The 23,768-nt window shown below is 57.5% G+C and carries 24 protein-coding genes; 14 read left to right on the forward strand and 10 right to left on the reverse strand.

The genetic code is table 11. The features are described from left to right. Positions 1-15: 15 nt before the first annotated feature. Entirely contained in the window at positions 16-858 is an 843-nt protein-coding gene (locus ACR0NZ_RS00265; RefSeq protein WP_480516168.1) for a DUF2182 domain-containing protein, read from the reverse strand. A gap of 14 nt (positions 859-872) precedes the next feature. Next, complete coding sequence (locus ACR0NZ_RS00270; protein WP_209504621.1) at positions 873-1,508, reverse strand: DUF1326 domain-containing protein; 636 nt, start codon at positions 1,506-1,508, stop codon at positions 873-875. A gap of 278 nt (positions 1,509-1,786) precedes the next feature. Here ACR0NZ_RS00270 and ACR0NZ_RS00275 point away from each other — a divergent pair, with 278 nt between their 5' ends. From ACR0NZ_RS00275 to ACR0NZ_RS00285, 3 genes are all read left to right on the forward strand, one after another. After that, the gene (locus ACR0NZ_RS00275) at positions 1,787-2,494 is read left to right on the forward strand and encodes a DUF533 domain-containing protein (protein WP_480516170.1); all 708 of its coding nucleotides are present in this window, start codon (positions 1,787-1,789) and stop codon (positions 2,492-2,494) included. 127 nt (positions 2,495-2,621) lie between these two features. Next, positions 2,622-2,789, forward strand: coding sequence for a 50S ribosomal protein L33 (rpmG, locus tag ACR0NZ_RS00280; RefSeq protein WP_037309480.1), 168 nt, complete (start codon positions 2,622-2,624; stop codon positions 2,787-2,789). A gap of 216 nt (positions 2,790-3,005) precedes the next feature. Continuing rightward, positions 3,006-3,512: a hypothetical protein gene (locus tag ACR0NZ_RS00285; RefSeq protein WP_480475769.1), complete on the forward strand. Its 507-nt coding sequence runs from the start codon at positions 3,006-3,008 to the stop codon at positions 3,510-3,512. Positions 3,513-3,698: 186 nt separating this feature from the next. Here the strand turns inward: ACR0NZ_RS00285 and ACR0NZ_RS00290 are convergent, their stop codons facing one another. Next, entirely contained in the window at positions 3,699-4,475 is a 777-nt protein-coding gene (locus ACR0NZ_RS00290) for a Bax inhibitor-1/YccA family protein (protein WP_480493742.1), read from the reverse strand. Between the two features lie 183 nt (positions 4,476-4,658). Beyond that, positions 4,659-4,868, reverse strand: a complete 210-nt coding sequence (locus tag ACR0NZ_RS00295) for a YjiS-like domain-containing protein (protein ID WP_480516172.1) — start codon at positions 4,866-4,868, stop codon at positions 4,659-4,661. 127 nt (positions 4,869-4,995) lie between these two features. Here ACR0NZ_RS00295 and ACR0NZ_RS00300 point away from each other — a divergent pair, with 127 nt between their 5' ends. After that, positions 4,996-5,877, forward strand: coding sequence for a LysR family transcriptional regulator (locus tag ACR0NZ_RS00300; protein ID WP_480516174.1), 882 nt, complete (start codon positions 4,996-4,998; stop codon positions 5,875-5,877). A gap of 6 nt (positions 5,878-5,883) precedes the next feature. Here ACR0NZ_RS00300 and ACR0NZ_RS00305 read toward each other — a convergent pair whose 3' ends face one another. Continuing rightward, the gene (locus ACR0NZ_RS00305; RefSeq protein ID WP_480516176.1) at positions 5,884-6,840 is read right to left on the reverse strand and encodes an NADPH:quinone oxidoreductase family protein; all 957 of its coding nucleotides are present in this window, start codon (positions 6,838-6,840) and stop codon (positions 5,884-5,886) included. Positions 6,841-7,180: 340 nt separating this feature from the next. On the opposite strand from ACR0NZ_RS00305, the gene ACR0NZ_RS00310 reads away from it, so the two are divergent. The 3 genes from ACR0NZ_RS00310 to ACR0NZ_RS00320 all read left to right on the forward strand — a co-directional run bounded on the left by ACR0NZ_RS00310 (position 7,181) and on the right by ACR0NZ_RS00320 (position 9,838). Beyond that, positions 7,181-7,552 (forward strand): helix-turn-helix domain-containing protein, encoded by a 372-nt coding sequence (locus ACR0NZ_RS00310; RefSeq protein ID WP_267365354.1) that lies wholly within the window; start codon positions 7,181-7,183, stop codon positions 7,550-7,552. 45 nt (positions 7,553-7,597) lie between these two features. Continuing rightward, positions 7,598-8,389 (forward strand): histidinol-phosphatase, encoded by a 792-nt coding sequence (hisN, locus tag ACR0NZ_RS00315; protein WP_480516178.1) that lies wholly within the window; start codon positions 7,598-7,600, stop codon positions 8,387-8,389. Between the two features lie 114 nt (positions 8,390-8,503). Beyond that, on the forward strand, positions 8,504-9,838 hold the full coding sequence (locus tag ACR0NZ_RS00320; protein WP_480516180.1) for an 8-oxoguanine deaminase: 1,335 nt from the start codon (positions 8,504-8,506) through the stop codon (positions 9,836-9,838). Here the strand turns inward: ACR0NZ_RS00320 and guaD are convergent. Then, a complete protein-coding gene (gene guaD / locus ACR0NZ_RS00325; protein ID WP_480516182.1) occupies positions 9,835-11,121 on the reverse strand; it encodes a guanine deaminase in 1,287 nt (428 codons plus the stop codon). The genes ACR0NZ_RS00320 and guaD overlap by 4 nt on opposite strands. A 139-nt stretch (positions 11,122-11,260) precedes the next feature. Between guaD and mgtE the strand changes: the two genes are divergently transcribed. Together mgtE and ACR0NZ_RS00335 are read left to right on the forward strand one after the other, a co-directional pair. Further along, on the forward strand, positions 11,261-12,655 hold the full coding sequence (mgtE, locus tag ACR0NZ_RS00330; protein WP_480516184.1) for a magnesium transporter: 1,395 nt from the start codon (positions 11,261-11,263) through the stop codon (positions 12,653-12,655). Next, positions 12,652-13,209: a 5-formyltetrahydrofolate cyclo-ligase gene (locus tag ACR0NZ_RS00335; protein ID WP_480475789.1), complete on the forward strand. Its 558-nt coding sequence runs from the start codon at positions 12,652-12,654 to the stop codon at positions 13,207-13,209. The genes mgtE and ACR0NZ_RS00335 overlap by 4 nt, the downstream gene beginning before the upstream one ends. Positions 13,210-13,212: 3 nt before the next feature. On the opposite strand, the gene ACR0NZ_RS00340 is transcribed toward ACR0NZ_RS00335, so the two are convergent. After that, complete coding sequence (locus ACR0NZ_RS00340; RefSeq protein WP_480475791.1) at positions 13,213-13,440, reverse strand: putative hemolysin; 228 nt, start codon at positions 13,438-13,440, stop codon at positions 13,213-13,215. A gap of 129 nt (positions 13,441-13,569) precedes the next feature. On the opposite strand from ACR0NZ_RS00340, the gene ACR0NZ_RS00345 reads away from it, so the two are divergent. The 3 genes from ACR0NZ_RS00345 (at position 13,570) to ACR0NZ_RS00355 (ending at position 17,085) form a co-directional block, all read left to right on the forward strand. Further along, a complete protein-coding gene (locus tag ACR0NZ_RS00345) occupies positions 13,570-14,385 on the forward strand; it encodes a TIGR00282 family metallophosphoesterase (RefSeq protein WP_480516186.1) in 816 nt (271 codons plus the stop codon). A gap of 87 nt (positions 14,386-14,472) precedes the next feature. Continuing rightward, positions 14,473-16,251, forward strand: a complete 1,779-nt coding sequence (locus tag ACR0NZ_RS00350; RefSeq protein WP_480516188.1) for an SLC13 family permease — start codon at positions 14,473-14,475, stop codon at positions 16,249-16,251. Positions 16,252-16,347: 96 nt separating this feature from the next. Beyond that, on the forward strand, positions 16,348-17,085 hold the full coding sequence (locus ACR0NZ_RS00355; protein ID WP_480516190.1) for a YbaY family lipoprotein: 738 nt from the start codon (positions 16,348-16,350) through the stop codon (positions 17,083-17,085). 13 nt (positions 17,086-17,098) lie between these two features. On the opposite strand, the gene ACR0NZ_RS00360 is transcribed toward ACR0NZ_RS00355, so the two are convergent. The 3 genes from ACR0NZ_RS00360 to ACR0NZ_RS00370 all read right to left on the reverse strand — a co-directional run bounded on the left by ACR0NZ_RS00360 (position 17,099) and on the right by ACR0NZ_RS00370 (position 21,488). Further along, the gene (locus ACR0NZ_RS00360) at positions 17,099-18,760 is read right to left on the reverse strand and encodes an FAD-binding dehydrogenase (protein WP_480516192.1); all 1,662 of its coding nucleotides are present in this window, start codon (positions 18,758-18,760) and stop codon (positions 17,099-17,101) included. A 204-nt stretch (positions 18,761-18,964) separates the two neighbouring features. Further along, on the reverse strand, positions 18,965-19,699 hold the full coding sequence (locus tag ACR0NZ_RS00365; protein WP_480475801.1) for a glutamine amidotransferase: 735 nt from the start codon (positions 19,697-19,699) through the stop codon (positions 18,965-18,967). A gap of 16 nt (positions 19,700-19,715) precedes the next feature. Further along, positions 19,716-21,488, reverse strand: coding sequence for an SLC13 family permease (locus ACR0NZ_RS00370; protein WP_480516194.1), 1,773 nt, complete (start codon positions 21,486-21,488; stop codon positions 19,716-19,718). Between the two features lie 110 nt (positions 21,489-21,598). Here ACR0NZ_RS00370 and ACR0NZ_RS00375 point away from each other — a divergent pair, with 110 nt between their 5' ends. After that, positions 21,599-22,339 (forward strand): YebC/PmpR family DNA-binding transcriptional regulator, encoded by a 741-nt coding sequence (locus tag ACR0NZ_RS00375; RefSeq protein WP_480516196.1) that lies wholly within the window; start codon positions 21,599-21,601, stop codon positions 22,337-22,339. A gap of 146 nt (positions 22,340-22,485) precedes the next feature. After that, a complete protein-coding gene (locus ACR0NZ_RS00380; protein WP_480516198.1) occupies positions 22,486-23,766 on the forward strand; it encodes an MFS transporter in 1,281 nt (426 codons plus the stop codon). The last annotated feature ends 2 nt before the right edge of the window (positions 23,767-23,768 follow it).

Here is a 23,768-nt window from a genome sequence, read left to right on the forward strand (position 1 = left end):
GAAGGCTGTCACGTGTCAAATGTCAAAAATCAACGGTGCCATGATAAACCAAAGACCTGTGCCGATCAGTGCCACACCTGACACTGGCACCAACCACCTGGTCCTGGGTAGAAGCTTTTCCAGTGCCACGTAAGCGGCGATACCGACAATCCAATAGAGGTTCATTATCCCCCCGATGAATAGCAGCAACATCAGAGCCCAGCAGCACCCAAGGCAATGTGTGCCGTGCAAGGCTCCGGTTCTGAGCGCGCCGAAGGGGCCGGGCCGGTTGTGACCGGCCAGAAACCTTGCGGGGCTTTGGCAGTAACGAAGACACGCGTTCTTAAAACTCGAAAACTGGTAAAACCCGGCAGCCAGCAGAACACATCCCGCGAAGAGGCCGGAGCGGATTGTCATCATCGGCCCGTTCGACAGCCCGATATGTTCCAACTCCCACTGCATTGCCGTTGCAGCCAGGCTGAACGCACCCCAGGTCACCAGATAGCCCAACAGGAAACACAGGCTGAACTTTGCGGCACGGTCTTTCTCAGGACCCATTCGCTTTGTTGCGGCAAACAAAAGCACGGCTGGCGCGGCACTTGGGGTCATCATGGCAATCATCATGATCCACCACATAAGGAAGATGAGCAGGGTGTAACCGAAGCTCCAGACGGTTGCGGAACCCATCTGCATGGGCTCTCCAACCGGGCCTGCCATGCGGGTCATTTCGACCGCAGACATATTCATCCCGACGCCGGCAACTGTGTACCAGGTGGCTGCAAGAATGATCAGAAGGACGCTGCCCAACACGATTGCATTGTCCTGCCTCAACAGCCGCTCAATCGCCCCGGCAGGGGCTGCCGCACTCTGTCTGGTCATGAGAAAGTCTCCGGCTACGCGCCCAGAACACCGTGACCCGAGAGGTTCAGATGTGCGAGATGAGCGTGCGTGGCGTCAAAGGTAAGACTGATCTCACCACCCGTTGTTTTGGCCGACCCGGAGGCAGCCTCGGCGTGGCGGTACTCAAAGCCGTTCGGCAACTGGATCGATGCCCTGTGCGCAGCGCCCGATACGATATGAGGAATCGGGCTGACCTCGACGTCGAAGACCCCTTGAACCCTGGCATAGCCACTGCGATCATCGCGGTTCCAGTTCAATTCGATCGGTACAAAAAGCGTTTCATGTTTCGTCGGTGCCATCGCACTGTAAACGTACCACATGGTCGCCATTTCATCGGTGTCTTCGCCGGTCATGATGGCCTGCAATGCTGCGCGCTGTTCGGCTGTAGCACTTTCGTCAATGATCAGTTGCATCTGACCATTGCCTTCGTGGATCGGTCCCGGCCAGTGATAAACACCTGCTGCCCGCAAACCTGCCAGATCAGTATCGCCATAATGTCCGCTTTCGATGTCGAAAACGACCACTGCCTCGCAATTGCCATGAGATGGAAGAACGCTGAATTGGCAGGGGCAACCGAAATTGCAATTACAATTGGCCAGTTCTTCACCCTGAATAACCCACTCTGTCATGATAGCCCCCCAAGAAAAGCTGCGTAAAACAACACTGCTCCGCGCGGGCATTACCTGTTTACACTGCCTTGGCCGTCGAGCCTGAAGTCGGCCTCTTGGACGTATCAGTCGCGGTAAACCTATCACGATATCGTGATATGTACAAACTTAGTCACTGCCGTCCGGTCCTCACCGGCTTGGAAATTCAGTCCAGAATCCCGTGGGGGTTGAACGTGGTATTCGCCTTTGCATTCCTCTGATAGAATTGGGGCATATTTTGAAAAACCGGGAGGATTGTCATGAGCTTTATGAAGACACTTGCGTCCGTTGCAGTTGGTTTCGCAGCCGCGAAGGGGCTGGAAAAATACCAGAAAATGGGCGGAATGGCTGGCTTGCAGGACATGATGCAAGGCGCAGGCGGTGGCCTTGGCATGGATCAGCTCGGCAAGATGGCAGAACAGCTCGGCCTTCCCGGAGGTGCGACAGGCCTTCAGGATATGATGGGCAAGATGGGGTTGGGTGGCAGTACCGCCGGTGCCGCCGGTCTTGGCAGGCTTTTGAATGCGATGCAGGGGGCGGCCAGAACTGGCAGCCAGCAAACCACCGACATGATGGAGACGGTGTTTGGCGGAACACCAGCCGGGGCCGCGATGGAAGCTCAGGCCAAGCTTATGTTGCGGGCAATGATCCAGGCGGCCAAGGCAGACGGCGAATTGGATGAACACGAGAAAGAAACGATCCTGGGTGAACTGGGCGATGACATCAGCGACGAAGAACGCGCATTTGTGCAGGAACAACTGAACGCACCCGTCGACGTAATGGGTCTGGCAGCTGATTCTGGGGCGCCTCTCGGAACGCAGATTTATGCGATTTCTCTGGCGGCAATACGGTTGGACAATGATCGTGAGGCCGCATATTTGCGGCAATTGTCCACTGCGCTGGGCCTTTCGGACGGTGAAAGAGACCAGATTCACAACTATATGGGCGCACCAACGTTGCCGGGTTGAACCTGTGCCCGATTCCTGGGCTGGGATCGTCCGATTGGCCTTGACATGCACGGCGTAGCGCGTAAAAGCGCACGCTCATAGGAATTCAACCGAAAGGCCCCTGCCTTTCCGGACGCAGGAGATAACCATGGCGAAGCCGACGACAATCAAGATCCGTCTGAACTCGACCGCGGGCACGGGCCACTTCTACGTGACCAAAAAGAACGCACGCACCATGACCGAGAAAATGACCATTCGTAAATACGATCCGGTCGTTCGGAAGCATGTCGAGTACAAGGAAGGCAAGATCAAGTAATCTTTCCGTTTCATTTGGACTTTCCAAAAAGGCTCTGCTTGGCAGAGCCTTTTTTCGTGCTGAATTCCGGTGGATGGTTGCCAGAAACGTCAACATGCCCATCTGGGGCCGTTGCAGGAGCGCATCAGCCACCGATGCAATCGCATGGCCTGCGGCTTGCTTTTTGTGCCGACCTGCAAGTACGCTTGAGCAAACCGCCACAAAATGTTGACCGCCATGAAAAAAATCTTGTTATCCACAATAGCCGTTCTGACTTTGGCGGCCTGTGAAGACCCGTTCAACCGCAAAGGTGTCGGGTTTACCGGAATCGATGGCGAACCCCGCACGATTTCCGACGTTCCCGGAGCCGTCGCTTTTCTGCCGCCCGAAACGAACGTCCCTGCCGAACTGGCAGAGCTTCAGACCGTCACTCTCTTGGTTGATGAAGTGGATCCATCCAAGGTGGCGTCCGTTGCCATCGACAATGGCGGGCAGACGCCGGGCAATGCGGTCCAGCTACAGGGCAGCGATACGAATCTGTTCTTGAGCACCGTCAGTGTCAACGGAACCTTGTATGGTGTCCTTCGTACGCCGACGAACAGCGTTAAGGTCGACAACTCGGTCGGCGTTGGTTTTGCGCAAGAGGCCGAGCGTTTCACCGGGTGTCTACCTGCTGGCGATGTGTTCCGCAAAGGCACGTCCGAGCGTAGTTCGGGCTTTGCAGTACCGTTGAACTGTAGCTAAGTCTTTTACCTTCTGATGTATCAAGCCCTCGCCGATCTAGCGGGGGCTTTTTCTTGACCGGGCGCGCGTACATCGCTGCCTTTTCCGGTAGAACTTGTGCGCCGGACAAGCTCTATCACCAGTTGGTTCAAAACAAAAAAAAGGCCGGTCTGATGACCGGCCTTTTCCCATACCAATGGCATGCAATTACTCGCGGTTACCCAGGAATTGCAGCAGGAACATAAACAGGTTGATGAAGTCCAGGTACAGGTTCAATGCACCCATGATAGCGGCCTTGCCCAGCCATTCCTGATCGCCACTATGGGCCATTTGCAGGTATGTGGTCTTGATGTTCTGGGTGTCGTAGGCGGTCAGGCCCGCGAAGATCAGAACGCCGATGGCCGAGATTGCAAAGGCAACCGCCGAAGACGCCAGAAAGATGTTCACAACCATCGCGACGATCAGGCCGATCAGGCCCATCATCAGGAAAGTGCCCATGGCGGACAAGTCTTTCTTGGTTGTGTAACCGTACAGGGACAGGCCCGCGAACGCGATTGCGGTGATCAGGAAGACCTGGATGACCGACTCACCGGTGAAAACAAGGAAGATCCAGCTGATCGAAATGCCCATCACCGCAGCAAAAACGTAGAACACCAGCTGTGCGGCGGCTGCCGACATGCGGTTGATCCCGGCGCTGAAGCCGAAAACAAACAGCAAAGGTGCAAACATGATGACCCAACGAAGGGGCGACGCGTAAATGCTATAGCCCAGCGATGTCAGATAGGTATCGGCATTCAACTGTGCCGCCGCGGCTGACGGATCGCTTGTGGTTGCCAGGCCCGCGATGGCCCAGGCTGCTGCGAACGTAATCAGCATGCCGACGGACATAGTGCCGTAGACTTTGTTCATATGGGCGCGCAGGCCCTCATCAATCTCGGCAGCGCGCGCGCCGGCCGCCGTCCGGATCGTGTCGAATTGTGCCATCAAAGGGTCTCCCTTTACATAATTATTCAGCCCCCCTGCTATGAGGGAAGCGTTCTAGGCAAATATCGGCAACTCAGGGCTGTGTTTCAAGTATTTACCGCGGAAAACCTACTAAATTACGCAACAAAAGTGGCGATCCGCAACACGTGACCGCCACTCATGAACTAAAGATATGTATTTGCATCATTTCTGCCAGAATTCCGGCGCGTCCCAGACGAAACGTTTGGCTTCGGCATCAGCCTCTGATCTAGAGACTCCGATGTCCTGAAGGGCGCGATCATCAAGTCGCGCCAGCCGACGGCGTTGACGCTTCAGGGAAACAGCACGCCTGATGATAGTGCCGAGCGATTGCTTCTTGGGATTGCAATGGTGATGAATGGCAATTTGGGTCATATTTATTGTCCTTTCGTGCATTATCGATGGTTTATCTCGTCTTCATCAATTTCCTTGATTGATATGGGGGAGTATGACATATTTTTAAAACGAATATTTTTGATGAAACACATAAGGAATCGTGAAGATGCGAAATTTGGACATCACGACCCTGCGGTCATTTGTTGCGGTGGCGGATCAGGGTGGGGTGACTCGCGCTGCCGGATTTCTGCATCTGACGCAATCTGCGGTCTCGATGCAGTTGAAACGGCTGGAGGAGCTGCTTGGCCTTCAGCTGTTGGACCGCAGTGGCAGAACGATTGCCCTGACCGCGTCCGGTGAACAATTGCTGGCTTATGCGCGCCGTATGATCGCGTTGAATGATGAGGTCATCTCGAAACTGACCGATCAGGCCTTTGAAGGTGAGGTGGTATTGGGGGTTCCTCACGACATAGTTTACCCGGCCATCCCACGGGTCCTGCAACGGTTCAACGCGGATTTCCCGCGAGTCCGAGTTCAGTTGGTGTCGTCTTATTCATTGCAATTGAAAGAGATGTACAAACGCGGCGAATGTGACGTGATCCTGACCACGGAACCGTCGTCGGTGGACGGTGCGGAAACCATTGCAGAGCTGCCCTTGCGCTGGATAGGTGCGCCGGGCGGGTCGGCCTGGCGTAAGCGTCCGCTGCCTTTGGCACTTGGACGTCGCTGCTTGTTTCGACCACAGGTGATATCGGCGCTGGATGCGGCCGGTATCCCCTGGGAGCTGTCGGTGGAAACTGAAAACGACCGCACAATCGAGGCCACGGTCAGCGCTGATCTGGCAGTGTATGCGGCACTGGAAGGTACCGAAGCCGCACATCTTGAACAGATCGAAGGCGGCGGTGCGCTACCGGACCTGCCTGCGCATATGATCAACCTGTATGGTGGAGAGCCGGGTCGAGACGCGGTTGTCGAAGCACTGGCGCAGTTAGTGCGTCAGAACTTTCGCCTGCTTGGGGGGACACAGCTGCGCGCCGTGGTGGGCTGATTGCGGTCAGGGGGTGATCACAATTTTGCCTGTCGATTTTCGCTCTTTCAGCAACCGCATGGCCTGCGCGACCTCATCAAGAGGCAAGACGTGGCTGATGTGTGGATTGATGCGGCCCTCGGTGTGCCAGCGGAAAAGGGTGTCAAAACTTTCGCGTACGGCTTCTGGCCGGAATTTCAGATACCCGCCAATGTAAAAGCCGATCACGGTCAGGTTCTTGACCAGCAGATGATTGGCGGGGATTTGCGGAACTTCGCCGCCGGCAAACCCGATGGGCAGCAGGCGGCCTTCGGGATTGGTGGCGCGGAAGGCTGCCTTGAACACATCGCCGCCGATTGCGTCATAAACGACATCCGCGCCGCCAAGCGATCTAACCCGCTCCCTCAGGTCCTCTGAGGCATCAATCAGGTGATCGGCCCCTGCGGTGCGGGCAACGGCCAGCTTTTCGGGGCCGCGGGCCTGTGCGATGACGGTGGCACCCATGAGCTTGCCGATTTCAACCGCGGTCAACCCAACACCGCCTGCTGCGCCGGTGACCAGAAGCGTCTCACCGGGTTGCAGACGGGCGCGGTGGTCAAGGGCCATGTGACTGGTGCCATAGGCTATCTGGATCGCTGCTGCGTCTTCGAAACGGGTCGTGTCCGGCAGCGGGATCGCGCGATCGGCGTCGAAAACGCCATATTCTGCCAGACCGCCCTGACCGGAATAGACGGCGATCCGGTCGCCCGGTTTCAGGGTGGACACACCTGGACCGATGGCATCCACGACACCGGCTACTTCCATTCCCAAAATAAACGGCGCAGGCGGTGTATCCTGATACGTGCCTTTCTGCATCAACAGATCAGCGAAATTTAATCCGCAGGCTTTGATCGCAACCCGCACCTGACCCTCACCCGGCTCGGGTTTCGGTACATCGCACAGCTGGGCAACTGCCCCGTCAGATCTAATACAATAGGCCTTCATTTGGTTCCTCACGTGCTTGGGGCATAGGCACGTGGGCTGTGCGAGATGTCAATTCCTTATGCGCGGCGTCCTGAAACGTCTGAAAATCTGTCGCATATCCAGCCGGGCCGCGCGAACAGCGGGCAGGGCATTTGACGCATACAACCACAGCCCTTGTGAGGGGGGATCGACTCAACCAGCTTGAAAAAAAATTCAAAACCGGCAATATTGGCAAGCAGTGCTGGTAACGGGGGACGGCACAGTCCGGATTTGGGGGCGATTAAGGAAGCCCCTATTGGTATTGCGATCTCGGACGTCGCACGATCCCGTACAAATGTGTGTGTAGTAGAGGAGAATACCAATGACTCATCACGTCGATGTCCATGTGGGCAAGCGCGTTCGGCATCGCCGCTGGCTGATTGGGATGACCCAGCAACAATTGGCGCAGCAAGTTGGTATCAAGTTTCAGCAAATCCAGAAATATGAGACCGGAGCCAACCGAATCAGCGCGTCCCGCCTGTGGGACATTGCCGAGGCATTGGACGTACCGGTCAGCTTCTTCTTTGAAGGTCTGGAAGAAGCCCAGAAAAGCAGCGCGGAAAAGAAATCTGTTCCAGCTGATCTGATGGGCGATAAAGAAGCCCTGGATCTAGTTCGCTCTTACTACGCAATTCCGGAAAACCAGCGCCGCCGCCTGTTTGAACTTGCACGTGTCCTCAGCGACGTCGCCTGATCAGACCGGCTTGACTTTGTCAGGTAATGCACGCACCAGAGTGCCATGCATCCGGCGAGTTTAAGCGACATTGAAATTGCAGAAGAAATGGCCGAAGCGGCACGCGCGGCCATTCTTCCTTTTTTCCGTCAGACCAATCTGGAAACTGCGAACAAGCTGACCGAAGGGTTTGACCCCGTCACCGTAGCGGATCGGGCCGCTGAAAAAGCCATGCGAGAGGTGCTGTCCCGGTTGCGCCCTGAAGATGGCGTATTGGGTGAAGAATACGGTGCGCACAAGGGCAGCAGTGGCCGAACCTGGGTTCTGGACCCCATCGACGGCACGCGCGGGTTTATCAGCGGCACACCAACCTGGGGCGTTCTGATCGCGCTCAGCACAGCAGACGGGCCGATCATGGGGGTGATTGATCAGCCCTACATTGGCGAACGCTTTGTCGGATCGACAGCTGGTGCGCAGCTTACAGGGCCACTGGGCACCAGTAAGCTGCAAACACGGGGGACGAAATCTCTGGCGCAAGCGACGCTGTTCACCACTTTTCCTGAAGTCGGCACCCCGGATGACCGGGCCGGGTTTCAGGCCGTATCGGAGCAGGTGCAACTGACCCGATATGGAATGGACTGCTACGCTTATGCCTTGTTGGCCGCAGGGCAAGCAGATCTGGTGATCGAAGCAGGGCTGAACTCGTATGACATTCAGGCCCCTATCGCGGTTATTCAGGCGGCAGGCGGAATTGTGACCGATTGGCAAGGCGGCCCGGCGCATGAGGGCGGTCGGGCATTGGCCGCAGCCAACGCAGAAATACATGCAGAGGCCCTTAAGATCCTGCGTCGGTTCTGAAACCTGTTGTCGCAGATCCCGATGGCGGGTACATAATTCCCGGTCGGTTCTTAAGCCCGTTTTCCGCCGACCTTCGCACTCCTTGCAAGAGACGGGCAGATGCAGGAGCGCGACATGACAGAAATCCTACTCAAAAACGCTGATCTGATCCTGACGATGGACGAGTCCCGGCAGGAACTCCCCGCGGCGGACATTCTGATCCGCGACGGCCAGATCGCGGGGATCGGGCACGGATTGCAAACACAAGGCGAGGTTCACGATGTTTCGGGCTGTCTGGTGACACCCGGGTTGGTGAATACCCATCACCATCTTTACCAAACGTTGACCCGCGCGGTGCCGGGCGGGCAGGATGCATTGCTGTTCGGGTGGCTTCAGACACTCTATCCGATTTGGGAGAAGTTCGGACCGGACGAGATGTTCACCTCGGCCCAGATCGGTTTGGCAGAGCTGGCGCTGTCAGGCTGTACGCTCAGTTCTGATCACCTGTACCTCTATCCCAATGGTTCGCGGCTGGAGGACACGATTGCTGCCGCATCCGAGTTGGGGATGCGATTTCACCCGACACGTGGCGCGATGAGCATTGGTGAAAGCGATGGCGGCCTGCCTCCGGACAGTCTGGTGGAAGAAGAAACTGCCATTCTGGACGACATGATCCGCGTCGTGGATGCTTTTCACGATCCGTCAGAAGGGTCGATGTGCCGCGTAGGTCTGGCCCCGTGTTCACCGTTCTCGGTCAGCCGGGACCTGATGCGAGATGCCGCCCTTCTGGCACGGGACAAAGGCGTGATGTTGCATACACATCTGGCTGAAAACGATGAAGATATCGCCTATTCACAGGCTCAGTTCGGCTGTCGGCCCGGTCAGTACGCCGAAGATCTGGGTTGGATCGGCCCGGATGTGTGGCACGCTCATTGCGTCAAGCTGGACGGGGCCGAGATTGACCTGTTTTCGCGTACGAAAACCGGTGTCGCTCATTGCCCATGTTCGAACTGCCGTCTGGGATCAGGCATCGCGCCGGTGCGGGCGATGCGCGATGCGGGGGTAAAGGTCGGCCTCGGCGCTGATGGCTCGGCCAGTAACGACAACGGTAATCTGATGCTTGAGGCCCGGCAGGCACTGCTGTTGCAGCGGGTGGTTAATGGGGCAGATGCGATGTCGGCCCGCGAAGCATTTGAGATTGCAACACGTGGCGGGGCCGATGTGCTGGGGCGTCCTGATTGCGGGCGGCTTATGCCGGGAAAACGCGCGGATGTCGCTGTCTGGGATATGCGCAGTATCGAATGCGCAGGCAGTTGGGACCCGGCAGCACTGCTTCTGGCCGGTCCGATGCAGGTAAAGCACCTGTTTGTAGAAGGCCGCCAGATCGTGCGGGATAGGCATGTCACGACGATTGACCTGCCCCGCGTGATTGAGCGTCAAAACAGTCTTGCCAAGGCGTTGCAGGCCTAAGCGGCCTTCCGCCCACCGATCCAGACCTCGGCCACAGCCCGATCATCACCCATCATGATGGTCGGGAAGATTGCCTCCCAAACATCGTTTGCACAAGCCTCGCGCTGGGCGATAGCCGGGGTCGAGGCGAGATCAATCACGACCAGATCCGCCTCCATTCCCGGAGCAATGTTGCCGATGCAATCATCCATCCGCAGGCTGCGCGCCGACCCGACTGTACCCAGCCACAGCAATTGCGCCGGATGCAGGGGGCGCCCGCGCAACTGACCGATTTCATAAGCGGCAGCCATGGTGCGCAGCATTGAAAAACTTGATCCGCCACCGGTGTCGGTGGCCAGACCGATCCGGTGGCCATCGTGGATCAAGCCGTTCATGTCGAACAGACCCGACCCTATGAAGGTGTTCGAGGTGGGGCAGTGGATCAGTGACGCATCAACCTCGCGCAGACGATCGCGTTCCCGGTCTTCCAGATGGATGACATGCCCATAAAGTCCGTTCTGCCCCAGCAACCCGAACTTTTCGTAAGTGTCCAGATAGTCCCGGGCATCGGGGAACAGGGAGCGGACCCACTCGATTTCGTCTGTCTGCTCGCTCAGGTGTGTTTGCATCAGGCAATGGGGATGTTCCGCCCAAAGCGCGCCCATGGCCTCAAGCTGTTCTGGGGTGGACGTGGGCGAAAACCGGGGCGTGATGGCATAGGACAGGCGGTCGACACGGTGCCATTTCTCCAGCAGCGCGGCAGATTGGTCATAGGCTGTCTGGGCCGTGTCCCGAAGGCCTTCAGGCGCATTGCGGTCCATACAGGTCTTGCCCGCGACCACGCGCTGTCCCCGTTGCTGCGCGGCAGTGAAAAAGGCATCCACGCTTTCGGGGTGGATGGTGCAAAAACTGCACATCGTCGTGGTGCCATGGGCGGCAGTCAGATCCAGATAACGGTTGGCGATTTCAGAGGCGTATTCAGGATCACCAAACTTCATCTCTTCGGGGAAGGTGTAGGTGTTCAGCCAGTCGATCAGCCGCTTCCCCCAACTGGCGATCATGGCGGTCTGCGGGTAGTGCACATGCGGGTCAACGAAACCCGCAATGATCAGGTGATTGCCATGGTCCTTGATGACGGCATCAGGGTGACGCCGCATCAGCGCATCGGACGCGCCGACATCGGCAACGCGTCCTTTGTCAATCACGACGGCTTCGTCCAGCCGGGTCGCTTCGGTTGGCTCTCCGTCAAAGGGTGAGCCTGTGAAACTCAGAACGCGCCCTTTCAAAAGCGTCTTTTGCGCCATTTGCCCTGTTCTCCACCTGTTTGGGACCGCGCTGTAGCATAGGCAGACGAAAGAAGTGGGTAAATCGGCGCATTGTCATTGTTTTCTGGTAGCTGCTTCTTCTATTTAGGGGCCAATCGCCGAAAGAAGGGGGCAGCGCATGACGACAGGCAATAACCAAGCCGAACACGATCTGCCCCAGGACGAAGACGCGTATGCGCTGGATCGCCGGACCGTGGCGGCGATCCTTTATGCGGTTGATGTGGATGATCGCGACAAGCTGATTGAGCTGATGGAGCCGCTGCACGCGGCCGATATCGCTGACCTTTTGGAGCAGATCAATCCTTATGACCGGGCCCGGCTGATCCGGCTTTATGATAAGGAATTTGACGGCGACATCCTGTCTGAACTGGATGAATCGGTTCGCGAGGAAATCATCGCCGTTCTGACCCCCGAGGTTCTGGCGGAAGCCGTGCGCGAGATGGAAAGCGACGACGTCGTTGACCTTCTGGAAGATCTTGAGGAACCGCAGCAGGAAGCCATTCTGGGCGCGCTCGAAGATTCCGAGCGGCTAGCAGCGCAACAGGCGCTTGCTTACCCCGAGAGTTCTGCTGGTCGTTTGATGCAGCGTGAGGTCGTCATGGCCCCCGAGCATTGGACCGTCGGTCAGGCCATCGACTTCATGCGTGCCAATGACGATCTGCCCGAGCAGTTCTATCATGTTGTTCTGGTCGACCCGCGCCTGAAACCAACAGCGCAGGTGACATTGGGCAAGCTGATGGCGTCCCGTCGTGAAGTGCCGTTGCGCGATCTGGTGGAAGAGGAGTTTCACATCATCCCCGTTGATCAGGACGAGGAGGATGTGGCTTATGCCTTCAACCAGTATCACCTGATCTCGGCCCCCGTGGTCGATGCCGACGGGCGTCTGGTTGGTGTGATCACCATCGACGACGCGATGGTCGTTCTGGATGAAGAGCACGAAGAAGACATCCTGCGCCTTGCCGGTGTGAGCGACGAAAGCTCGCTGTCCGACAGTGTGGCGGCCACCAGCCGCCGGCGACTGCCTTGGCTGGCGGTAAACCTGTGCACGGCAATCTGTGCTTCGTTGGTGATCTCACAATTTGCGGCGGCAATTGACCAGCTTGTCGCGCTGGCCATCCTGATGCCGATTGTTGCATCCATGGGGGGCAATGCGGGAACGCAGTCGCTGACCGTTGCAGTGCGCGCACTGGCGACGCGCGACCTGACCAACTCAAACGTGATGCGCGTTATCAGGCGGGAACTGCTGGTGGGCATGTTGAACGGGCTCTGTTTTGCCATTGTACTGGGGACCGTGGGAATGCTGTGGTTCGGTTCACCTTGGCTGGGTGTCGTGATTGGGTCAGCCTTGGTCGTGAACATGATCATCGCGGGCTTTGCAGGTACGGTAGTACCGGTAGTGCTGGATCGTCTGGGAATTGACCCGGCGCTGGCGTCAGGAACCTTTGTGACAACCACAACCGATGTCATGGGGTTCTTCATCTTTCTTGGGCTTGCCAGTGTGGTGCTATTGTGACCGATCTGACTGAAATCAAAGCAGCTGCACGCAAAGCGGCATTTGCGCGCCGCAAGGTCGCGTTCGACACGCGTGTTCCCGGTGCGGCCGGACGTTTGTCCGAGGTTCTGGCGGGTTATCGCGGCGTGCCCTTGTCAGGCTACATGCCAATCCGAACCGAGATCGACCCGGTGTCTGCCATGGCTGAAGCTGCGGCTTATGGACCTGTCGGTGTTCCCGTGATACAAGCCGCTGGAAAACCTCTGAAATTTTCGCGCTGGACGCCAGAAGGACCGCTGAAAGACGGCCCATTCGGTGCCAGAGTGCCCGAGGTTGATGATTATTTCGACCCCGAAATCCTGATTGTGCCGCTGGTGGCTTTTGATGCCAACGGCGGGCGTTTGGGATATGGCGGTGGATTTTATGACCGCACGCTGGAAGGATTGCGAGGCAAGCGCGCGACACTGGCAATCGGTTTCGCTTTTGACGCGCAAGAGGCGCAGAAACTGCCGCTGGAGCCGACCGATCAGCCGCTGAACATGGTTATCACCGAAAGCCGGGTGCTGACGTTCTAAGCCTCATTGCTGAAAGTGGCTGCGTAAATAGTCCCAGGCATCCACCTCGGTACCGTCTTTCAGGATGCAGATACCAAAGACGCTTCCATCTTCGTTCTTCCGAAGTTGGTAAACCCCATCATTCTCGACGCAAAAGGTTGCTGCGGGATTGGGCATGGATGTCTTTGTGCCTTGCGCCATAACACCCGAAGCGACCACAAGGCCGAATGTCAGTATTGCCAATAGCTTCACAACATGTCCTTTTGATTTAAGCGCATGGCTAAGACTTTGCCACGCCTGCATGCAATTTCAAGTTCGGCTCAACTTAAATTTCACGGTTCCGCCTTGTTATTGCCCAGCACAGCACCTACGACCCGGATCATGAGGATTTTGTTTCTTGGTGATGTGATGGGGCGCGCGGGGCGCGCGGCCGTTCAGCAACATTTGCCGCGCCTGCGCGACGAATGGCGGCTGGATTTCGTTGTGATCAATGGCGAAAACGCGTCGAACGGCATGGGGTTGAGCGGCGATCACGCCAAGCTGCTGCTGGATGCCGGGGCAGATTGCCTGACATTGGGCGACCATGCGTTCGACCAGAAAGACATGCTGCAATATATCGAGAAAGAACAGCGCATCGTGCGCCCGGTGAACTATGCAAAGGGTGCGCCGGGGCGCGGGCACCGGCTGTTTAACGCACCCGGCGGGCGCAAAGTTCTGGTGGTGCAGGTGTTGGGGCAGGTCTTTATGAAACGGCCATTCGACGACCCGTTCTCGGCCATTGAACCTATCCTGAAGTCGCACCCACGGGGTGGACAGGCACAGGCCATCATCGTCGATATGCATTGCGAGGCGACGTCTGAGAAGATGGCCATGGGTCATTATTGCGACAAGCGCGCCAGCCTTGTGGTGGGAACACATACCCATGTACCGACAGCGGATTCGCAGATTCTGCCAGGTGGCACAGCCTATCTGACGGATGCGGGCATGTGCGGCGACTATGACTCGGTCATTGGTATGGACAAGCAGGAACCGATGCGCCGGTTCATAACCGGGATGCCCAAGACCCGGTTTACCCCTGCCAATGGCGAGGCCACGCTGAGCGGAGTTTTCGTCGAAACGGATGATCGCGACGGCCAGGCCAAATCTGTTCGCATGGTGCGCGTTGGTGGACGTTTGGAACAAGCCGGGCCTGATTGACAAACGTCAGGCTTGCCCTGCCACGCGCAATGCGTGAAACTGCATGTCATCAGGCGCTTGGGCCAGGGTTCGGACAGAATACCACGAATGAATTTCCTTTCACTGACAGAGACGGGCAGCGCAATTCTGGCGCTGCTGATTGTTGCGAGCATGTTCGTCATGTTCCTGCGCGAGGTTTATCCGACCGAGGTCGTGGCCATCGGTGGTGTCTCACTGATGCTGGTCACAGGGATCCTGCCCTATCAAAGCGCGCTGGCGGTCCTGTCCAATCCCGCGCCCTGGACGATTGGGGCGATGTTCATCATCATGGGGGCCTTGGTGCGGACCGGGGCCTTGGACGCCTTCACGTCGACCGCGCAAAGGCAGGCGCAGGTCAACCCGCGTATTGCCATCGGATTGCTGATGGGATTTGTCGTGCTGGCCTCGGCTTTTGTGTCGAACACGCCCGTTGTTGTGGTCATGATCCCGGTTTTTGTTCAGATCGCCCGCACGCTGAACGTACCCGCGTCAAAGCTGCTAATTCCACTCAGTTATGCCGCCATTCTTGGCGGGACACTGACACTGATCGGAACGTCCACCAACCTGCTTGTGGATGGTGTGGCCCGCGCGCAGGGGATGAAAGCTTTTACGATATTCGAAGTCACGCCGCTGGGGATTGCACTGGTGATCTACGGCATGATCTATCTGCGTTTCATCGCCCCCAGGTTGCTGCCTGAGCGGGACAGCATGGCCTCGCTGCTCAGCGATCGGTCCAGAATGAAGTTTTTCACTGAAGCGGTCATTCCGCCCGACAGCAACCTGATCGGGCGTGAAGTGACTGGCGTTCAGTTGTTCAAACGCCCCGGCGTGCGTCTGATCGACGTGGTCCGGGGCGATGAATCGCTGCGGCGCAATCTGAAGGGCGTTGAATTGCAGGTCGGTGACCGCGTGGTTCTGCGCACCGAGATGACCGAACTTCTGAGCCTTCAGAGCAACAAAGAGCTGAAGCGTGTGGATCAGGTTTCCGCTGTCGAGACCAAGACGGTCGAGGTGCTGATCACACCCGGATGCCGTTTGGTGGGTCGGACCCTTGGAATGATGCGACTTCGGCGCCGGTATGGTGTCTATGTGCTGGCCGTTCACCGTCGCAATCAGAATATCGGTCGCCAGTTGGATGATCTGGTGGTTCGGGTAGGGGATACATTACTGCTGGAGGGCGCCCCGGCAGATATCCAGCGCCTTGCCGCGGACATGGACATGGTGGATGTCAGCCAGCCCTCTGCACGCGCCTTCCGTCGCAGCCATGCGCCGATTGCAATTGGCGCGCTGGTCGGGATCGTCGTCTTGGCGGCATTGGGTGTCGCGCCGATCCTGCTGTTGTCGATTGTGGCCGTAGCCGTGGTTCTTCTGACCCGTTGCATCGATGCGGACGAGGCGTTTTCGTTTGTCGAAGGTCGCCTGTTGGCGCTGATCTTCGCGATGCTCGCCATCGGTGCGTCACTGGACAGCTCTGGCGCGGTTTCACTGATTGTCGAGGCCGTGGCACCGGGACTAAGCGCTTTGCCGCCCTTCCTGATCATCTGGGCGATCTATCTGCTGACTTCGGTGCTGACCGAACTGGTTTCCAACAATGCGGTCGCAGTTGTGGTCACGCCTATAGCCATCGGGCTGGCCCAGGCCGTCGGAATGGACCCGCGCCCGTTGGTGGTTGCGGTTATGGTGGCGGCTTCGGCATCCTTTGCAACACCGATCGGGTACCAGACCAACATGATGGTCTACGGCCCTGGCGGCTACAGGTTCACCGATTTCATGAAGGTGGGTGTTCCGCTTAACCTGACGGTCGGATTGTTGGCATCCCTTCTTATTCCATTGATCTGGCCTTTGTGATTTCGGCGCAGAATCGCCACTTTGGCGAAGCACATCTTGCAAAGACCCAAGGGCACACGATCTTTTGCGAAGAGGGTTTGCAAAAGGATTTGACCGATGAAGCATTTGGGGCGCGCAATATGGGCGGGTGCAGCAACTTGGGCAGCTTTAAGCAGTGTCGCTATTGCCGGTATTGTTGAAGGGACCGCAACGTACCGAGAGCGCATTGCACTGCCACCGGACGCAACCCTTTATGTTGAGCTTCAGGATATCTCGCTGGCCGATGCCCCCGCTGTCACTCTTGCCGCGCAACGGTATGCGCTGAGCGGGGTGCCCGTGCAGTTCAAATTGACCTATGACGACGCGCTGATCATGGATGCTCATCGCTATGGCGTGCGGGCTTCAGTGATGCAGGGGCAAAACTTGCTGTTCACCACAGATACTGTGTACCCGGTTCTGACGAATGGGGCAGAGAATGCCGCCGATCTGCTGTTGGTTCAGGTCCAGGGGCAGGGGGCGGCAACGCTGGATAACACCCAATGGACCGCCTCGGGCCTGAATGGTGCGCCTATCGAGACCGAAAAACGCCCTGAGCTTGTCTTTGATCAGGATGGCGTCTTTTCAGGCAGCAGTGGCTGCAACCGGTTCAGTGGTCGGGCCGAGATCTCCGGTAATCGTATTGCATTTCCTGACAACATGGCGGCAACACTCATGGCTTGCCCACCTCCGTTGGACGCGGTCGAGCGGCAATTCCTGCAAGCCTTGCAGAACGTCACGGCATTCGCGATTCAGGGCAACGCTCTGGCTCTGCTGGATGCGCAGGGCCAGCCGGTGATCAAACTGGTGCGCAGGTAACCGTGAAAGTGCGTCAGGCGACGGCCCTTGAACGCCCGGCATTGCGACCGGAAAAGATGCAGCCGCCCAGGAATGTGCCCTCCAGCGCGTTGTAGCCGTGATAGCCGCCGCCGCCGAATCCGGCGACTTCGCCAGCAGCGAAAAGGCCCGGTACGACGTTGCCTTCTGATCCAATCATCTGACTGTCCAGATTGGTCTGCAACCCACCCAGAGATTTGCGTGTCAGGATATGCAGCTTGACGGCAATAAGCGGGCCGTTGGCCGGATCGAGGAACTTGTGCGGTTTGGCTGTGCGGATCAGTTTATCTCCGCGATAATTGCGCGCGGCAAGGATCGCCATCATCTGCGCGTCTTTCGAAAAGGGGTTGTCGACCTGCAAATCCCGGGCTTCGATCTGGGCACGCAGATGAGCCTCGTCTATCGGAGTGTCTCCCAGATGGTTCATGCCGTTGACCAGTTCAGTCAGCGTGTTGGCAACAATAAAATCCTCACCCTTTTCCTTGAACGCCTCGACCGGGGCAGTTGCGCTGGAACCTGACAGAATGCGTTGGCGGATAACCTCTTTCCAGCTGCCCGAAGTGAAGTCGGGGTTTTGTTCCGATCCGGACAGCGCAAATTCCTTTTTGATCACCTTCTGGGTCAGAACGAACCAGCTGTATTCAAACCCGGTTTTCAAAATCTCACGCAGTGTCCCCAATGTGTCGAACCCCGGCAGACAGGGCGGTGCCAGGCGGTTGCCCCTGGCGTCAAACCACATTGAACTTGGGCCGGGCAGGATACGAATGCCGTGGGCGGGCCAGATCGGGTCCCAGTTGCGCACGCCTTCGGTGTAGTGCCACATCCGATCACCATTGATGACATGGCCGCCCGCCTTTTCGCTGATTGCGATCATGCGGCCATCGACGTGAAAGGGCACCCCTGCAACCATATCTTTGGGCGGCTCACCCAAACGGTCCCGGGGCCAGTTTTGACGCACCATGTCAAAATTGCCACCAATACCGCCGGACGTGACAATGATTGATGGGGCATAAACTTCGAACTCGCCAACCTCATCGCGGTTGGTTTTGCTACCGCGCTGGGCGGTGTCATCGGCCAGAATTTCTCCGGAAACACCTTTGGCGGTTCCGTTCTGCATGATGATATGGCTGACTTGGTGGCGGAACTTCATCTGGATCAATCCGGCGCTGACATGGTCGCGGACGCGTCGGATAAATTGTTCCAGAACGCCGGGGCCGGTGCCCCATGTGATGTGAAAGCGCGGGACCGAGTTGCCATGCCCAGTCGCATAAGACCCGCCACGTTCGGCCCAGCCAACGACCGGAAACCAGCGCAGGCCCATTTCGTGCAGCCATGGCCGCATTTCACCAGCGGCAAACTCGATATAGGCTTCGGCCCATTTGCGGGGCCATGCGTCTTCGCCACGGTCAAATTGCGCGCTGCCCATCCAGTCGCGCAGCGCCAATTCGTGGCTGTCGCGTATACCCATGCGGCGCTGTTCGGGTGTGTCGACCATGAACAGGCCTCCAAGGCTCCAGAACGCCTGACCGCCCAAAAAGGTTTCGGGTTCCTGATCGACAATGATCACCTTCTTGCCCCGGTCGCCCAGTTCCGCCGCAGCTGCCAGCCCGGCCAACCCGGAACCGACGATAATCGCATCTGCAGTATTGTTTGTCATGAACACTCCTTTCAGCGGCGGCGGAACAAAGCGGTGAACGGCAGATCCAGGGCAGGCAACATGATGCCACAGACGGCCGAAAGCAGGGTCAGCGAAACAGGGCGGCCGGCAATGGCAACCTGATGATCCGCAATCAACCCCTCGCAAAGTTGCGTCAGATCAGCCTAAGCGAGGCGGAAAGGCGCAGGCAACCACGCCGTTGGGTCACTCGTATCGCTGGACGAAACGGCGCAGGATTTCGCCCGGCTGCGTGACCTTCGCCGAATGGCAGTGGTCGATCAGTTTCTGCGCGTCTTCGGGCGGGAAATAGCCGTGGTTCCTGTAGATGTTGATACGCTGTTCAAAGTCTTTGGCATCGGCTTCCGGATGGAACTGAGTGGCATAGACGTTCCGGCCCCAGCGGATCATCTGGAACGGGCAGGGGTCGGACGCAACAAGGTGAACGCAGCCCTCGGGCAGGGCTTGAACCGCTTCTTTGTGGCCAACAAACGCATCAAAGGTGGCGTCCAACTCTGCGGTCAACGGGTCTTGTTGTCCTTCGGGGGTCAGGCGGCACCTGGATGGTCCCACAGGCTCGCCATACCGGGCTTTGCTCACGTTGCCATCCAAATGCACGGCCAGAATACCAAGGCCATAGCAACACCCCATGAAGGGATGATCCTGCGCGGTAATCTGCGGCATCAAACCCAGGATCGCTCCTTCGATCCGCGCATCCGTCGCGGATTTGGTCGCGGGGTCATCACTGACGCATCCCGGCCCGCCGCCTACGATAATCCCCGCATAATCGGTGACTTTCAGCCCTTCTGGCAGGTCTTCGCAATCCAGACGGATGCGATGCGTGCGTTCGGGTAACAACCCGCTGCGGTTCAGGATCGAGGCATATTCTGCGTCGGAGGCATCCGTTTCCGGGCGCAATTGCAGGATCAAAAAGCGTTTCATGAACAGCCTTTACCCGTCACAATGGCCAGAAGACAAGGATGGCGGGGACGGAAACCACGATGATCAGAGCCTCCAGCGGCAGGCCCATGCGCCAGTAATCGCCAAAATGATAGCCGCCGGGGCCCAGAACCAGCGTGTTGTTCTTGTGACCGATAGGCGTCAGGAACGCAGCCGAGGCCGCAACGGCCACGGTCATCAGGAACGGGTCGGGCGACACCCCGAGCGTTTGGGCCATCTGGATGCCAACCGGGGCCGCGACGATAGCAGTGGCGGTGTTGTTCAGAACATCCGACAAGGTCATCGTCACGACCATCAGTACGGTCAGGATCGCCCATGCGGGCAGACCATTGGTCAGCTGAATCAGCGCATTGGCAATCAACTCGGTGCCGCCGGATGTTTCCAAAGCGCTGCCCAGTGGGATCATCGAGCCCAGCAGCACAACCACGGGCCATTCGATATGGTTATAAATTTCTGTGATTGGCATGACCTTGGTCAGCACAAAGGCTATGACGACAAGACCCAATGCGACGGGAAGGTAAATCAACCCAACACTGGCCGCGAAGACGGCAACTGCAAATAGACCGATGGCCAACAAGGCCTTGTCATTTGCCGTCACGTTCAACCCGCGTTCGGCCAAAGGCAGACACCCCAGCCAGTCGGTCACATCGGCGCTGCGATCACGGGGGCAAAGCAGCAGCAAGATATCGCCCGGTTCAACCTCGGTCTTGCGAACCTGTTCGGTGATCTGACGACCCTGACGTGAGATGCCCATCAGGACGGTGCTCTGGCGCCAAGCCAACCCGATACCCTGCGCTGTACGGCCGGCTATGCGCGCACTTTCCGGAACAACCACTTCGATCACTTCCAACCCGTCGCCTTCAGCCGTCAGCAGCTCCTGCCGTCGCGTGTCCGAGAAATCCAGTTTCAGCGCAGAACGGAATTCGTCCAGCGCTTCGGGGCGCGCTTCCAGTACCAGCGCGTCGCCATCGTTCAGTGTGGCATGGGTTGACCGGCCATATCGCCGTTTCCCATCCCGGATCAGGCCGATGATAGCCACGTCGGATTTTTCGGCCGTTTCATAAAGTTCGCTGACCCGTTTGCCGATATGGGCAGAGCCCGGCGGGATCGTCAGTTCGGCAATGTATTCGGCCAGAACCTCGGATGTTTCTTGTTGCACGCCGCGATTGGGTATCAATCGCCATCCGATCAGCGCGACAAACGCCAGACCGGCGATCGCTGCTATTCCACCAACAGGGGCGAAGTCGAACATATGAAACGGCTCGCCCAGCGTTTCCTGCCGGATCGAGGCGATGATGATATTCGGCGGGGTGCCGATCAGGGTGACCATGCCCCCCAGAATGGTGGCAAAGCTTAGCGGCATTAGGGAAAGGCCCGGGGGCCGACTTGCTTTTCGCGCGGTCTGAATATCCACGGGCATCAGCAGGGCAAGCGCCGCGACATTGTTCATGAAGGCCGACAGAATCGCACTGATCCCGCCCATCAGGGCGATATGCGCGCCCAGCCCCCGTGACGCATCAACCAGAGTTCGGGTGATCAGAAATACCGCACCTGACCTGACCAAACCGGCAGAGACTACAAGCACCAGCGCGACGATAATGGTCGCTGGGTGGCCAAAGCCCGCAAAGGCATCATCGACCGGCACAACACCCAGCACGACACCGATCATAAGCGCGGCAAAAGCCACAAGGTCGTATCGAAACCGACCCCAAAGCAGCATTCCGAAGACAGTGATGAAAAGCGCGAAAAGAATGATCTGATCTGTCGTCATGCCGTCACCATACAAGGCGGTGAGGTCGTCGCAAGCCGCTCTCTTGATCCTGCCCCCCGCAAACGTCTATATGAGCGCCGAACACGCAAACATGATGACGAGGACGCACTATGGCAGGCCACTCCAAATGGGCCAACATCCAGCACCGCAAGGGGCGTCAGGACGCCGCGCGGTCCAAACTGTTTTCCAAACTGTCGAAAGAGATCACTGTCGCCGCCAAGATGGGCGACCCCGATCCCGACAAGAACCCGCGCCTGCGTCTGGCGGTGAAAGAAGCCAAGTCGAACTCGGTCCCCAAGGACGTGATCGACCGCGCGATCAAGAAATCGCAAGCGGGTGAAGGTGACGATTACGAAGAAATCCGCTACGAGGGCTATGGGCCCAATGGTGTTGCGGTCATTGTCGAAACCATGACCGACAATCGCAACCGGACCGCATCGACCGTGCGTTCGACCTTTTCGAAGAATGGCGGCAACCTGGGCGAGACCGGTTCGGTCGGTTTCATGTTCGAACGCAAAGGCGAGGTTGTTTACCCGGTGACCGTAGGGGATGCAGATTCCATTTTCGAGGCGGCCATCGAAGCGGGCGCGGAAGACGTCGAAAGCTCGGATGACGGTCACATCATCTGGTGCGCCGATACCGATCTGAACGATGTCTCCTCTGCATTGGAAACCGCGCTTGGAGAATCAGAATCCACCAAGCTGGTCTGGAAACCGACCACAACGACGGAACTGGGCCTGGAAGACATGCAAAAGTTGATGAAGCTGGTAGATGCTTTGGAAGACGATGACGACGTGCAGCGTGTCACGACCAATTTCGAAGCCACCGACGAGGTCATGGCGCAGCTTTAAGCTGACCCAATACCAACTCATTGAAACCCGGTCGCAACGGCCGGGTTTTTTGATTTTTGATGGTCTTATTGAATTATTGGCTGAAGCATTCGATGCGCTTAGGCTGAAAGTACGGGAAATACAGAAAACACGAAGACACAGTACGAATGACATCCGAAACTTCCGATCAGACCAAGCGCAACGTGCCCGTCCTGGCCGGGCAAAGTATCCTGTCTCAGGTCGCTTGGACGCTCGGCAGCCCGTTGGTTGTTTTGCCGTTTTTAGCCGTTTCCTTCGAGTTGCCGATGTTTGTAGCAGGGGCACTGGTGTCGGTGCGGATGGTCGGTTGCTTGATTGCCGACTTCTTTCTGGCGCAACCCCTTGCAGCAAGAAGCCGGAAGAAACATGCAATTGCGTTGACCGAAGCGGTCATTGGCGCCTGTCTGGTTCTTGCAATAGCTGCGGCCGCAACCGGGGCTGTCCCATTGATCGCAGTGGTTTTCCTGTCTGTATTTCTTGTGATCGGGCTTGTCAGCGAAGTGCAGACCTTGATGCTTACGGATCTGCTAGGGGACCATGTTCAGGCGCGTTCGCGCATGGTCATGCAATATCTACAGCTTGGTGCAGGGGGGCTATGTGCCATTGGCCTTGCGTTGCTGGTGCATCAGATCACCAAGGATAATCCACCCTTTTCGCGCCATTCAGTCATGATCGGCGTTTCTGTTTTGTTCTTCCTGCTGTCGGGTCTGTTCATGCTGGCGATGACAGAAACCGTGCGTGAGGGTGCGCCGACGACACCGCAGAAGTCCGAAAGGGGCATTTCGATTAAGGCGAATATCAAGGGTATTCTGGGTATGTTCGAATACCAGTGGTTCCGGCGCTATATGATCATGCGTCTGCCCTTGGTCGCAGTGTCGCTGTCCGTTCCGTTCTTCGCGCTCATCGCAGCCGAAGCGCATCACAGCTCGACACAGGGATTGACCGCGATGATCGTCTCTTCCGCTTCGGGATATCTTGTATCGGGCCCTCTGTGGCAAATCATCAACATGAAATCCCATCGTGCGGTCATGGTGGTCGGGACATTGATGGTCGCCGCAACAGGCAGTGTTCTTTTGGTGTTCCACTATTTGGGCATCGACCATCAGGTTCATTTGCATGCAATTGCACTGTTCGTTGTCACCGTTGCTGTGACCGGGACCAGCAGTGCGCGCAAGCTCTATTTTCTGGATGTGGCACCCAAAGAGCAGCGGGTGCGAGGATCGGCAGCGGTCAAGGCGTTCGCGCGTTTAACCGCGGTGTTGTTGTCTGCGGGCCTTGCCGCTGCCGCCCACATGCACGAGGTCGCGATGGCCGTCGCTTTCATCGTCGTCGCCAGTCTGGTGTCCTGTATAAACTGCTACCGCATGATGCAACCAGAACGGAAAAAGGCGGAACAGCCCTCGAATTGAGT

Source organism: Ruegeria sp. AE3, assembly GCF_056542225.1.